The sequence below is a fragment of the Streptomyces sp. NPDC057010 genome, from assembly GCF_042673805.1.
In the GTDB taxonomy this organism is placed as follows: Bacteria; Actinomycetota; Actinomycetes; order Streptomycetales; family Streptomycetaceae; genus Streptomyces.
This window is the reverse complement of record NZ_JBHUSC010000015.1, coordinates 110,095-124,776: the sequence shown is the minus strand read 5'-3', so window position 1 is coordinate 124,776 and position 14,682 is coordinate 110,095. Positions and strand designations below refer to the sequence as shown.

Here is a 14,682-nt window from a genome sequence, read left to right as displayed (position 1 = left end):
CCGGCGCCCACCGCCGTCCTCCGTCAGGCTGCCGGCGCCTGCTCCTCCAGGAACCGGGCCACGGCCGCCGGGGTCGGGTAGTCGTAGAGCAGCACGGGCGGCAGGATCAGCCCCGTGGCCTCGCACAGCCGGTTGCGCACCTCCAGCGCGGTGAAGGAGGAGAACCCGATGTCGAGGAAGTTGTCCTCGGCGTCGATCAGCTCGGGCGAGGCGTGACCGAGCACGTCGGCCGCGTGGACCCGGACGAGCTCCAGGTACGAGGCCTCACCGTCGGGTTCCCGAACGGGTGTTTCCGCCGCGCCGGCCGCGGAGGGCGGCCCGGCGAGGTCGGGAACGCTCGCCAGCGGGCGCGGCCGGGCGGCCCCGCGCGCCGGCCACCAGTAGTGGGACCGCTCGAACGGGTAGGTCGGCAGGTCCGCCCCCGCCGCCTCGGGACCGCCGTACCACTGCCTCCAGTCCACCGTCTGGCCCGCCACGTGCAGCCGGGTCAGTGCTCCGGCCAGCGAGTCCTCCTCCGGCCGCTCCCGTACCAGCGTCGGCACCACCACCGGGGCGGCGCCACCCGAGGACGCCGCCGCCGTGACCATCGGAGCGAGCACGGCGTCGGGCCCCACCTCCACGAAGGCCGTGACCCCCGCGCCGTGCAGCGCCGTGACGACCTCGCCGAAGCGCACGGTGGAACGCAGCTGGCGCGCCCAGTACTCGGGACTGCGCAGTTCCTCCCCGTCGACCGGCAGGCCCGTCAGGTCGGACACGATCCCCAGCGACGGCGGCCGGAATTCCAGCCCGGCCACCACGCGGCGCAGCGGTTCGAGGGCGCCGTCCATGTGGTGCGAGTGGAAGGCGTGGCTCACCCGCAGCCGGCTGGTCCGCCGCCGCCATACGGTGAGCGCGGCCGCGATTTCCGTCACCGCGTCCTCGTCACCCGAAACCACCACCGACGAGGGGCCGTTGACGGCGGCCAGCGACACCCGCCCGCCGTACTCGCCGAGCAGCGCCAGCACCTCCCGCTCCGACGCCTCGCAGGCCAGCATCGCACCGCCCGAGGGCTGTTCCTGCATGAGCCGGCCCCGCGCCGCGACCAGCGTGCTCGCGTCCTCCAGGGAGAGGACCCCGGCCGCCGCGGCCGCCGTCAGCCCGCCGATCGAATGCCCGGCCACCCACTCCGGCTCCGGCAGCAGCCGCCCCAACTGCCGGAACAGCGCCAGCTCCAGCGCGAACAGGGCCGGCTGCGCGAACTCCGTGCGCTCCAGCAGCGCCGCCTCCGCACTGCCCCCGTCCGCCAGCAGCACCGGCAGCAGCGGACGGCCCAACGGGGTCTCGAACGCCGCGCACACCTCCTCCAGCGCCGCCCGGAAAACGGGCCTGCTCTCGTACAACTCCCGGCCCATGCCCGCCCGGTGGCTGCCCTGCCCGGTGAACAGGAACGCCGTCACGGGGCGTTCGCCCGCCGTGCCGCGCGCCAGGCCGACCGCCGGCCGGCCCTCGGCCAGGGCCGCCAGCGCGGCCACCGCACCGTCCCGGCCGCCCGGCAGCACGGCCGCCCGGTACCGCAGATGGCTGCGTCCGACGGAGAGGGTCCGCCCGACCTCCGCATCCGTCCACTCGCTCCCGGAGGTCTCCAGCCGGTCGAGCAGCCGGCCGGCCTGCGCCCGCAGCGCCTCCTCCGTACGGCCCGACAGCAGCCACGGGGCGGGCACTGCGGCGGGTGCGGCCGGCTCCTGTCCCGCGTCCCCGGACGCGGGAGCCTGCGGAGCCTGCTCCAGGATCACGTGGGCATTGGTCCCGCTGATCCCGAAGGACGACACCCCCGCCCGCCGCGCCCGCTTCCGGTCGGGCCACGGCACCGATTCCGTCAGCAGCTCCACCGCCCCCGCCGACCAGTCGACGTGGGGCGTCGGCTCGTCCACGTGCAGGGTGCGCGGGACCACCCCGTGCCGCATCGCCTCCACCATCTTGATGACGCCCGCCACGCCCGCGGCCGCCTGCGTGTGCCCGATGTTCGACTTCAGCGAGCCCAGCAGCAGCGGCTCACCCGCCGGCCGCCCCTGCCCGTAGGTGGCCAGCAGCGCCTGCGCCTCGATCGGATCGCCGAGCCGCGTGCCCGTCCCGTGCGCCTCCACCACGTCGACCTGCTGCGGCGCCAGCCGTGCCGAGGCCAGCGCCTCGGCGATGACCCGCTCCTGCGTGGGCCCGTTGGGGGCGGTCAGGCCGTTGCTGGCGCCGTCCTGGTTGACGGCCGAGCCGCGCAGCAGCGCCAGGATCCGGCGTCCGTTGCGCCGGGCGTCGGACAGCCGCTCCAGCAGCACCAGGCCGACGCCCTCCGCGAAACCGGTCCCGTCCGCGGCCGCCGCGAACGCCTTGCACCGGGCGTCCGGGGACAGCCCGCGCTGCCGGCTGAACTCCACGAGCAGCAGCGGCGTCGCCATCACCGTCGCCCCGCCCGCCAGGGCCAGGTCGCACTCCCCGCCGCGCAGCGACTGCGCCGCCATGTGCATGGCCACCAGCGAGGACGAGCAGGCCGTGTCGAGCGTGACGGCCGGCCCCTCCAGACCCAGCTGGTAGGCGATCCGCCCGGAGGCGACGCTGGTCGCGTTGCCGGTCATCAGATGCCCCTCGTACCCGTCGGGCACCTCGGCGGGCGGCGGTACGTACGCCTGCGAGACGACCCCCGCGAACACGCCCGTCCGGCTGCCGTGCAGCGATCCGGGGGCGATGCCGGCGCGCTCGAAGGTCTCCCACGCCACCTCCAGCAGCAGCCGCTGCTGCGGGTCCGTGGCGATCGCCTCGCGCGGCCCCATCCCGAAGAAGGCCGCGTCGAACCGGCCCGCGTCGTGCAGGAAGCCGCCCTCCCGCGCGTACGTGGTGCCCGGCCGGTCGGGGTCCGGGTCGTACAGCCCGTCCACGTCCCAGCCCCGGTCCACCGGCAGCCCGGACACCGCGTCGCGTTCCTCCGCGACCAGCTGCCACAGCGCCTCCGGAGTGTCGGCGCCGCCCGGGAAGCGGCAGCCCATCGCCACGATCGCGATCGGCTCGCGGCTCTTGTCCTCCAGCTCGCGGATCCGCCGCTTGGCCTGCTTCAGGTCCGCGGTCGCCCGCTTCAGGTAGTCGCGGAGCTTGTCCTCGTTGCTCATCGCCGTCCCACTCTTTCCGTTCGGTTCAGGAGGCATCGAGCTCTCCGTCCAGTGCGCCGTCCAGATCCCCGTCCAGCTCCCCGTCGAGAGCCAGGAACAGCTCCTCGTCGGTCGCCGTCGCCAGATCGCCGTCCCCGGTGTCCCGGTCCGCGCCGGCCGCCGGGCCCGCCTGCTCCTCCCACAGCCACAGGGCCGCCCGCAGCCGGTCCCGCAGCACCGGGAAGTCCGGGCTGTCGACGGTCACCGAGGCCAGCAGCCGGTCCAGATCGGCCGCCGCGCTCTGCGGGGCCAGCAGCCCCAGCAGCTTCCCGGCCAGCGCCTGCGGCGTCGGGAAGTCGAACACCAGCGTCGTCGGCAGCCGCAGCCCGGTCGCCGCGGCGATCCGGTTGCGCAGCTCCACCGAGGTCAGCGAGTCGAAGCCGATCTCCTTGAACGCGCGGTCCGCCGCGATCCCGTCGGCCGCGGCATGCCCGAGGACCGCCGCGACCTGGTCGCGTACGAGGCTGAGCACCACCCGCTCGCGCTCCGGCCCGTGCAGGGCCGCCAGCCGGTCCGCCAGGCTCTGCGCCGACACCCGCACCGCCTGCGCCGCCCGCCGTACGACCGGCCCCCGCACCAGCGCCCGCAGGACCGCGGGCACCCCCTCCGGGCCCGCCTGGGCCCGCAGGGCGGCGAGGTCCAGCGGCGCCGGTGCCAGCAGCGGCTGCCCGCCGGCCAGCGCGGCCTCGTACAGGGCCATGCCCTCGGGCACGGTCATCGGGACCAGCCCGCCCCGGCCGATCCGGGCCAGGTCCGCGTCGGCCAGGTGCCCGGTCATCCCGCTGGCGTCCTCCCACATGCCCCAGGCCAGGGACACGGCCGGCAGGCCGAGCCGGCGCCGGTGCAGGGACAGCGCGTCCAGGAAGACGTTCGCCGCCGCGTAGTTGGCCTGGCCGGCCCCGCCGAGCAGACCGGACGCGGAGGAGAACAGCACGAACGAGGACAGGTCCAACTCCCGTGTCAGCTCGTGCAGATGCCAGGCCGCATCCACCTTGGGGCGCAGCACGGCCTCGGTCTTCTCCGGCGTCAGCGAGGCGAGCACACCGTCGTCCAGTACGCCCGCCGCGTGGATGACGTCCGTGAGCGGGTGCGCCGGATCCACCGAGGCGATCAGGGAGGCAAGCGCCTCCCGGTCCGCGGTGTCGCAGGCTGCGATCCGTACCTCCGCCCCCAGCGCGGTCAGTTCGGCGGCCAGCTCCCGCGCACCCGGTGCGTCCGGTCCCCGGCGGCCCGTCAGCAGCAGCCGGCGCGCACCGCGCGCGGTCACCAGATGCCGCGCCAGCGCCGAGCCCAGGGTGCCGGTGCCGCCGGTGATCAGCACCGTCCCCGGCCGCTCGGGCGCGGGCAGCGTCAGGACGACCTTGCCGACCTGCCGGGCCTGCGCGAACCAGCGGAACGCCTCCGGCGCGCGGCCGACGTCCCACGTGGTGACGGGCAGCGGCTCCAGCACACCCTGCTCGAACAGGGCCAGTACGGCGGCCAGGGCGCGGCCCACCGTGTCCGGGTCCATGTCCAGCAGCTCGAACGGCCGGTACGCCACGCCCGGCGCGACGGCGGCGACCGCCTCCGGGTCGCGCAGATCGGCGATGCCCATCTCCACGAACCGCCCGCCCGGCCCCAGCAGCCGCAGCGACGCGTCGACGAACCCGCCCGTCAGGGAGTTCAGGACCACGTCGACCCCGTCACCCCCGGTGGCCGCGCGGACGGAGTCCTCGAACGCCGTGGTCCGCGACGAGGCCAGATGCGGCCCGTCCACACCGAGCGCCCGCAGCGCGCCCCACTTGGCGGTGCTCGCCGTCGCGAACACCTCGGCCCCCAGGTGGCGGGCCAGCTGGAGCGAGGCCAGGCCCACCCCGCCCGCGGCGGAGTGGATCAGCAGGCGCTCCCCGGACTTCAGCCCGGCCAGCTCGACGAGACCGTAGTACGCGGTCGTGAACACCGCCGGCACGCCCGCCGCCTGGGCGAACGACCAGGCATCCGGTATCCGGGCGATGAGCCGCCGGTCGGCCACCGCAACGGGCCCGACCGACCCCGGCACCAGACCGAAGACCCGGTCGCCGGCCACGAACCCCTCGACGCCCGGCCCGGTCTCCAGCACCGTGCCGGCCGCCTCGGTCCCGAGCGGCGACGCATCGGCCGGCACCATGCCCAGGGCGGTCAGCACGTCCCGGAAGTTCAGCCCGGCCGCGCGCACGGCGATCCGCACCTGCCCCTCGGCCAGCGGCGCCGACGCCTCCGGGTACGGGGCCGCGTACAGGTCGTCCGGCGATCCGCCCGGGGTCGCCAGCCGCCAGGGGCCGCCCTCGGCGGGCAGCGCCAGCGGGGCGTCGTCGGTGGCCGCCGACAGCCGCGGTACGAGGATCCGCCCCTCCCGCAGCGCGAACTGGGGCTCCCCGGTGGCGAGCGCGGAGTCCAGCGCCCGGCGCGAGGCCGAGGCCCCGTCCGGGTCGTCGATGTCGACCAGGACGATCCGGCCCGGGTTCTCGGTGGCCGCGGACCGGGCCAGCCCCCACAGCGGGGCCGCCGCCAGATCCGGCGCGTCACCGGGCCCGGCCGCGACGGCCCGCCGGGTGAGCACCACGAGCGGCCGGTCCGCGTCGGCGGCCGTCCCGGAGTCCCGTGCGACCCAGGCCCGGAGCCGGCCGAGCACGTCCGCCACCGCCGCACGCACCGCCTCGGGGGCGGGCCCCTCGTGGGCGCCGGTCGCGTCGAGCAGCTCGTACGGGCGCACCTCGGCGGACGCCGCGGCCGCGGACTGCTCGGGGAGCTCGCTCCACACCGGCTCGTACAGCGACCGCGCCCCGGACGGGCGCCGCGCCGACGGCAGTTGGCCGGCCGTGACGGGCCGCAGCGTCAGCGCCTCGACGGTGAGGACGGGCGCCCCGGCCGGGTCGGCGACCGAGACGGTCACCGAATCCTCCCCGCCGGAACCCGGCGCGACCGTCACCCGCAGCGCGGTCGCCGCCGTGGCCCGGAGCGACACACCGCTCCAGGAGAACGGCAGCCGGATCCCGTCGCCCAGGAAGTCGCCCAGCGCCATGGTGTGCAGCGCGGAGTCGAGGAGGGCCGGGTGCAGGGTGAGCCGAGCGGCGTCGTCGTGGTACTCCGGCGCCAGCGAGACCTCCCCGTACACGGTGTCACCGGCGCGCCAGGCGGCGGTGAGGTTCTGGAACGCGGGCCCGTACTCGTATCCGAGGCCCGCCAGGTCCTCGTACAGCTCCGTCACGTCGACGGGCTCGGCCCCCGCCGGCGGCCAGACCCCGTCCGCCGCGGGCACCGCGGCCTCGTACGCCGCCGGGGCCAGCGCGCCCGAGGCGTGCCGGGTCCACTGCCCGGCCTCGTCGTCGACACCGTGCCCGGTACCGGGGGTCTCGGGCCGGGAGTGCACCGAGATCCGGCGCAGCCCGGTCTCGTCCGGGGCCTGGACCGCGACCTGGACGCGGACACTGCCGCGCTCCGGCACGAACAGCGGCGACTCCAGCGCCAGTTCCTCCACCCGGTTGGTCTCCACCCACTGGCCGGCGCGCAGCGCCAGCTCCAGCAGGGCGGTGGCGGGCAGCAGCACGGTGCCGTTCACCGCGTGATCGGCGAGCCAGGCGTGCGAGGCGGCGGAGATCCGCCCGGTGAGAAGGACGGAGTCACCGTCGGCGAGCGTGGTGACCGCCGTGAGGAACGGGTGATCCGTGGCATCGAGGCCGAGGCTGCCCGCGTCGCTGTGCGCGGCAGGCCCCTCGAGCCAGTAGCGGTGGTGTTGAAAGGGGTAGGTGGGGAGGTTGGTGGGGGGTGTGGTGGTGGGGTGGGTGTGCCAGGTGGTGGGGGTGCCGTGGGCGTGGTGGTGGGCGAGGTTGTGGTGGAACTGGGTGAGGGTGCCCTGGTCCCGGCGGAGGGTGCCGGTGATGAGGGGGATGGTGGGGAGTTCGAGGAGGTCGGTGGTGTCTTGGATTGCGGTGGTGAGGGTGGGGTGGGGGCTGGTTTCGATGTAGGTGGTGTGGCCGGTGTCGATGAGGGCGGTGATGGTGGGTTGGAAGAGGACGGGGTTGGCGAGGTTTTGGTACCAGTACTCGGCGTCGAGGGTGGTGGTGTCGGTGAGTGTGCCGGTGAGGGTGGAGTAGAAGGCGGTGGTGCTGGTGGTGGGTTTGATGTCGGCGAGGAGTTCGAGGAGTTGGTGGTGGAGGGTGTGGACGTGGGGGGTGTGGGAGGCGTAGTCGACGTCGATGGTGCGGGCGCGGATGTCGTTTTCGTTGAGTTGGGTGATGAGTTGGTGGAGTTGGTGGGGGTTGCCTGCGATGACGGTGGAGTGGGGGCCGTTGTGTGCGGCGATGTGGAGGTCGTTGTAGGGGGTGAGGTGGGTGGTGGTTTGTTCGGCGGACAGGGGGATGTGGGCCATGCCTCCGGTGCCGGCGAGGTGGTGGATGGTTTGGGAGCGGAGGGTGACGATTTTGGTGGCGTCGTGGAGGGTGAGGGCGCCGGCGGTGTAGGCGGCGGCTATTTCGCCTTGTGAGTGGCCGATGACGGCGTCGGGGTGGATGCCGTGGTGTTGCCAGAGTTTGGCGAGGCTGGTCATGACGGCGAAGAGGGCGGGTTGGATGACGTCGACGCGGTCGATGGGCGGGGTGTTGTCGTGGCCGTTGAGGACGTCGAGGAGGTTCCAGCCGACGTGCTGTTCGATGGCGTTGGAGGCTGCGGTGAGGTGTTCGGCGAAGACGGGTGAGGTGGCGAGGAGTTCACGGGCCATGCCCTCCCACTGGGATCCCTGACCGGGGAACACGAACACCGTCTTGCCCAGCGAACCCACCACGTTCTGGACCAGGCCCGGATGCGGTGCGCCCTCGACCAGTGCTTCGAGGGTCTCGCCGAGCGTCTCCCGGTCGGTGTGCGTGATGACGGCACGGTGGTCCTGGTGGGCGCGCCCGGTGGCCAGGACGTGAGCCACGGCGTCGAGCGGGGCGTCCTTCTCGGCATCGAGGTAGTCACGCAACCGCTCGGCCTGCTCCTTGAGCGCGGCCTCGCTGTGCCCCGAAAGCAGCCACGGCGCCGCTACGCCTCCGGGCGACTCCGCCGCCTCTTCGGGCTCGTACGCCGGAGCCTCCTCCAGCACCACGTGCGCGTTCGTGCCGCTCATGCCGAATCCGGACACGCCCGCCCGCCGCGGCTGCCCGTTCGGCAGCCACTCCCGGGCCTCCGTGAGGAGTTCGACCGCCCCGGCCGTCCAGTCGACGTGCGGGGTCGGCTCGTCCACGTGCAGGGTGCGCGGCAGCAGCCCGTGACGCATCGCCTCGACCATCTTGATGACCCCGCCGACCCCGGCCGCCGCCTGCGTGTGACCGATGTTCGACTTCAACGAGCCCAGCCACAGGGGCCGGTCCTCCGGCCGGTCCTGCCCGTAGGTCGCGACGATCGCCTGCGCCTCGATCGGGTCGCCCAGCGTCGTCCCCGTGCCGTGCGCCTCGACCGCGTCCACATCACCCGTGCCCAGACCGGCGTCGGCGAGGGCCTGCCGGATCACCCGCTGCTGCGAAGGGCCGTTCGGCGCGGTGATGCCGTTGCTGGCACCGTCCTGGTTCGTCGCGGTTCCCCGTACGACGGCCAGCACCTGGTGCCCGTTGCGCCGGGCGTCCGAGAGCCGCTCCACCAGCAGCAGACCGACCCCCTCGCCGAACGCCGTGCCGTCCGCGGCCGCCGCGAAGGCCTTGCAGCGGGCGTCCTGGGCCAGACCGCGCTGCCGGCTGAAACCGATGAAGATGTCCGGGTTCGCGAGGATCGTCGCGCCGCCGGCCAGCGCCAGGTCGCACTCGCCGTTGCGCAGCGCCTGCACGGCCAGGTGCAGCGCGACCAGCGAGGAAGAGCACGCCGTGTCCACCGTGACCGCAGGACCCTCCAGGCCCAGCGTGTACGCGATCCGGCCCGACGCGATGGAGCCGGCGCTGCCGATGCCCAGGTAGCCCTCCATGTCCGCGGGGAGCTTCACCCGCGATCCGTAGTCCGTGTAGACGACTCCCGCGAACACTCCGGTCTTGGAACCGTGCAGCGAGGTGGGGTCGATGCCGGCGCGCTCGAAGGCCTCCCACGCCGTCTCCAGCAGCAGCCGCTGCTGCGGATCCATGCTGGTGGCCTCGCGCGGGCTGATCCCGAAGAACGCCGGGTCGAACTGGTCGGCGTCGTGCAGGAATCCGCCCTCACGCGCGTACGAGGTGCCCGGATGCGCCGGATCGGGGTCGAAGAGCCGGTCCAGGTCCCAGCCGCGGTTCACCGGGAACGGCGAGATCACGTCGCTCTCGGAGGCGACCACCTGCCACAGGTCCTCCGGGGTGCGGATGCCCCCCGGGTAGCGGCAGGCCATCGCCACGATCGCGATCGGCTCACCGTCGTACGCCACGTGCGAAGTACGGGAGTTCCCGGCCGCGTTGACCGCCCCGCCGAGCAGCTCCTCCCGCAGATGTGCCGCGAGCGAGCCGGGGGACGGGTGGTCGAAGACGAGGGTGCTGGGGAGCCGCAGCCCGGTCGCCGCGTTCAGACGGTTGCGCAGCTCGACCGCGGTGAGCGAGTCGAACCCGAGGTCCTTGAAAGCGCGCGAGGCGTCCACGGTGTCCCGCGGCGCATGGCCCAGCACGCTCGACACCTGCCCCTTCACCAGATCGAGCAGCGTGCGCAGTTGCTCGGCCGCCGACAGCCCGGCGAGTGAGGAGGCGAGCGAACCGGCCGCCGCGACGGGACCCGCCGCCGCACTGCGCACGACGTGGACGAGGGAGCCGAGCACCGGCGGCAGCAGTCCCGCCCCGGCCCGCTCCACCAGCGCGGACCGGCTCAGCCGGGCCGCGACGAGCGCGGACCGCCGCTCGGCGCCGTACGTCAGCCGGAGCAGGTCGCCGACCTGGGCCGCCCCGAAGGGGACCAGCCCGCCGGAGCCGCCGCTCTCCCCGACGGACTCGCGCGGCCCCCAGGCGATCGAGGTACCCGGCAGGCCGAGCGTACGGCGGTGGTGGGCGAGCGCGTCCAGGTGGGCGCCCAGCGCCGCGCCGGCGGCCCGGCCGGTCCCGCCGAGCACGGCGGAGGCGTCCGGCGCGAGCAGGGTGAACGAGGTCAACTCGGTACCCAGCGTCAGCTCGTGCAGGTTCCAGGCCGCGCCGGTCCCGGCTTCCAGATCGGCGGCGAAGGCCTCCGGGTCGGTGGACAGCAGCACCGTGCCGGCGGCCGGCCCGGCGACGTGCACGACGGCGGTCGGCGCGTGACCGTCGGGCAGCAGGGTGAGGGCCGCGGCGAGCGCGTCCCGGTCCGCCGCCGTGCCGCCGGCGACGCGTACGTCGACCCCCCGGTCCGCGAACTCCGCCGCCCAGCCGGTCTCCGAGCCGAGCAGCAGCAGACTGCGGACCCCGTGCACCTCCACGAAGTGACGGGCGGCGGCCTGCGCGAGATCGCCGTCACCGGAGACGATCACGGACCCTCCGGGCGCCGGGGCGGGCACGTCACCGAACTCGTCGGGCGTGCTGCGCTCCAGCCGCGGCACGCGCACCACACCGTCCCGCAGGGACAGTTGGGGCTCCCCGGAGGCCAGCGCCACGGGCAGGGCGGCGAGCGAGGAGTCCGTTCCGTCGAGGTCCACCAGAGTGATCCGGTCCGGCTGCTCCGACTGCACGGCCCGTACCAGACCCCACACGGCGGCCGGTGCCAGGTCCTGCACGTCCTCCGCGTGCGTGGCCACCGCATGCCGGGTCAGTACGACGAGCCGGCTGTCCGCCGCCGAAGGCGCGGCCAGCAGCCGCTGGAGCCGGGGCAGCAGACCGGCCGCGTCGGGCGCGGTGAGCAGGACGGTGGCGGGGGCCCCGTCCGGCGCCTCGGGGTCGTAGGGGGCGACCGGCGCGGAACCGAGCGAGAGCTCGAGGCCCGGGACCTCGGGACCCTCCAGGGCCCAGGTCCCGAAGTCGCCCGCCGGCTCGCGGGCCGGTTCGACGGGGAGCCAGCCGAGCCCCAGCAGCCAGTCGTGGCGCGCCCCCGCCGTCGGGGGCAGCGGGCGCAGGGCGAGGGACCCGATGGTGGCCACGGGCGCGCCCGTGGCATCGGTGACGCGCAGCCCGTACCCGTCGCCTTGGGCGGTGAGCTGGACCCGCAGCGTCCCGGCGCCCACCGCGTGCAGGGCCACGTCCTCCCAGTCGGCCGGGACCACGTCCTCGTCGAGGGTGGTGAGCGCGGCCTGAAGGGCGGCGTCGAGCAGGGCGGGGTGAAGGCCGTAGCGGGCCGGCCCGTCGGCCGTGTCCTCGGGCAGGGAGACCTCGGCGTGCGCCGGAACCCCGTCCGGGCCCTGGGCGGGCGGCCAGACGTCCTCGGAGGAGGAGGAGTGCGGAGAGGCGATCGGGACCGACAGCCGCCCGGAGGCCAGGCCGGTCCACGGGCGGTGCAGCGAGTCGTCGTCGGCGCCGTCCTCGTACGGCCGGGCGTGCAGGGTGAACTCGCGGCCGCCGTCCTCACCGGGAGCGGCCACCGTCAGCTGTACGTCGACCCCGCCCGCCGCGGGCAGGGCGACGGCCTCGCCGAGGCCGAGCCGCGCCACGCCGAGCCCGCCGAGCACGCGGCCCGCCTGGAGCGCGAGCTCGAACGGAACGGTGCCGTTGAGGGTCCGGTCGGTGAGCCAGGGGTGGGCGTGGGCGGAGATCCGCCCGGTGAGCAGGAGGGCGTCGCCGTCGGCGAGCGTGGTCGCGGCGGTGAGGAGGGGGTGCTGGGTCGTGTGCAGGCCGAGGCTCTCGGGGTCGCCGCCGGTCGCCGCGTCTTCGAGCCAGTAGCGGTGGTGTTGGAAGGGGTAGGTGGGGAGGTTGGTGGGGGGTGTGGTGGTGGGGTGGGTGTGCCAGGTGGTGGGGGTGCCGTGGGTGTGGTGGTGGGCGAGGTTGTGGTGGAACTGGGTGAGGGTGCCCTGGTCCCGGCGGAGGGTGCCGGTGATGAGGGGGATGGTGGGGAGTTCGAGGAGGTCGGTGGTGTCTTGGATTGCGGTGGTGAGGGTGGGGTGGGGGCTGGTTTCGATGTAGGTGGTGTGGCCGGTGTCGATGAGGGCTTGGAGGGTGGGTTGGAAGAGGACGGGGTTGGCGAGGTTTTGGTACCAGTACTCGGCGTCGAGGGTGTTGGTGTCGGTGAGTGTGCCGGTGAGGGTGGAGTAGAAGGCGGTGGTGCTGGTGGTGGGTTTGATGTCTGTGAGGAGTTCGAGGAGTTGGTGGTGGAGGGTGTGGACGTGGGGGGTGTGGGAGGCGTAGTCGACGTCGATGGTGCGGGCGCGGATGTCGTTTTCGTTGAGTTGGGTGACGAGTTGGTGGAGTTGGTGGGGGTTGCCTGCGATGACGGTGGAGTGGGGGCCGTTGTGTGCGGCGATGTGGAGGTCGTTGTAGGGGGTGAGGTGGGTGGTGGTGTGTTCGGCGGACAGGGGGATGTGGGCCATGCCTCCGGTGCCGGCGAGGTGGTGGATGGTTTGGGAGCGGAGGGTGACGATTTTGGTGGCGTCGTGGAGGGTGAGGGCGCCGGCGGTGTAGGCGGCGGCTATTTCGCCTTGTGAGTGGCCGATGACGGCGTCGGGGTGGATGCCGTGGTGTTGCCAGAGTTTGGCGAGGCTGGTCATGACGGCGAAGAGGGCGGGTTGGATGACGTCGACGCGGTCGATGGGTGGTGTGTTGTCGTGGCCGTTGAGGACGTCGAGGAGGTTCCAGCCGACGTGTTCCTGGATGGCGTGGGAGGCTGCGGTGAGGTGTTCGGCGAAGACGGGTGAGGTGGCGAGGAGTTCACGGGCCATGCCCTCCCACTGCGAACCCTGACCCGGGAACACGAACACCGTCTTGCCCAGCGGCCCCACCACGTTCTGGACCAGGCCCGGATGCGGTGCGCCCTCGACCAGTGCTTCGAGGGTCTCGCCGAGCGTCTCCCGGTCGGTGTGGGTGATGACCGCGCGGTGGTCCTGGTGGGCGCGCCCGGTGGCCAGGACGTGTGCCACGGCGTCGAGTTCGGTCTCGGGGTGGGTCTCCAGGTAGGCGTGCAACCGCTCGGCCTGCTCCTTCAACGCGGCCTCGCCGTGTCCCGAGAGCAGCCACGGCGCCGCCGTCCCACCGGGCGCCACGCCCGCGGGTTCGGCCGCCTCGCCGGGCTGCTCGAGGATGACGTGGGCGTTGGTCCCGCTGATGCCGAAGGAGGAGACCGCCGCGCGGCGCGGCCGCTCGTGCTCGGGCCAGGCCACCTCGTCGGCGAGCAGTTCGACCGCGCCGGCCGTCCAGTCGACGTGCGGGGAGGGCTCGTCCACGTGCAGGGTCCGCGGGAGCACCCCGTGCTTCATGGCCTCGACCATCTTGATGATCCCGCCGACCCCGGCCGCCGCCTGCGTGTGACCGATGTTCGACTTCAGCGAGCCCAGCCACAGGGGCCGGCCCTCCGGCCGGTCCTGCCCGTACGTGGCCAGCAGGGCCTGCGCCTCGATCGGGTCGCCCAGCCGCGTCCCCGTGCCGTGCGCCTCGACCGCGTCCACATCGCCCGTGCCCAGGCCCGCGTCGGCGAGGGCCTGGCGGATCACCCGCTGCTGCGAGGGCCCGTTCGGCGCGGACAACTGGCCGCTCGTACCGTCCTGGTTGACGGCGGAGCCCCGTACGACGGCCAGCACCTGGTGCCCGTTGCGCCGTGCGTCCGAAAGCCGCTCCACCAGCAGCAGACCGACGCCCTCGCCCCAGCCCGTGCCGTCGGCGGCCGCCGCGAAGGCCTTGCACCGGCCGTCGGCGGACAGTCCGCGCTGCCGGCTGAACTCCACGAACAGGCCCGGCGTCGCGATCACCGTCGCACCGCCCGCCAGTGCCAGGTCGCACTCGCCGTTGCGCAGCGCCTGCACGGCCAGGTGCAGCGCGACCAGCGAGGAAGAGCACGCCGTGTCCACCGTGACCGCCGGGCCCTCCAGGCCGAAGGTGTACGAGAGCCGGCCCGAGGCGATCGAGCCAGCGCTGCCCGTGCCGATGTACCCCTCCAGGCCGTCGGGGGCCTTGCGGATGCGACCGCCGTAGTCCCCGTACATCACCCCCGCGAACACGCCCGTACGGGAGCCGCGCAGCGTACGGGCGTCGATTCCGGCGCGCTCGAAGGTCTCCCACGCCGTCTCCAGCAGCAGCCGCTGCTGCGGGTCGATGGCGAGGGCCTCGCGGGGGCTGATCCCGAAGAACGCCGGGTCGAACTGGTCGGCGTCGTGCAGGAATCCGCCCTCACGCGCGTACGTCTTGCCGGTCCGTTCCGGGTCCGGGTCGAACAGGGCGGCCGTGTCCCAGCCGCGGTTCTCGGGGAAGGGTGAAATGGCGTCCGTACCGGAGGCGACGACGCGCCACAGGTCCTCCGGGGAGCGGACACCCCCCGGGTAGCGGCAGGCCATGCCGACGATGGCGATCGGCTCGTGGCGCTCGGCCTCCACCTGGCTCAGCTGTTCCCGCGTCTGCAGCAGATCGGCGGTCACGCGCTTGAGGTAGTCGCGGAGCTTGTCCTCGTTCGTCATGCGACGTCAACTCTCCTC

Annotated in this window: 2 protein-coding genes; both read right to left on the bottom strand. The window is 74.1% G+C overall.

The features are described from left to right. Window positions 1-23 precede the first annotated feature (23 nt). Window positions 24-3,134, bottom strand: a complete 3,111-nt coding sequence (locus ACFTXQ_RS16465; RefSeq protein WP_382641237.1) for a type I polyketide synthase — start codon at window positions 3,132-3,134, stop codon at window positions 24-26. Between the two features lie 25 nt (window positions 3,135-3,159). Then, window positions 3,160-14,625, bottom strand: coding sequence for an SDR family NAD(P)-dependent oxidoreductase (locus ACFTXQ_RS16460; RefSeq protein ID WP_382641244.1), 11,466 nt, complete (start codon window positions 14,623-14,625; stop codon window positions 3,160-3,162). Between the last annotated feature and the right edge of the window lie 57 nt (window positions 14,626-14,682).

Bases quoted from the DNA above. Each gene is read 5' to 3' on its own strand.
- ACFTXQ_RS16465 (WP_382641237.1), bottom strand. From the start codon at position 3,134: ATGAGCAACGAGGACAAGCTCCGCGACTACCTGAAGCGGGCGACCGCG.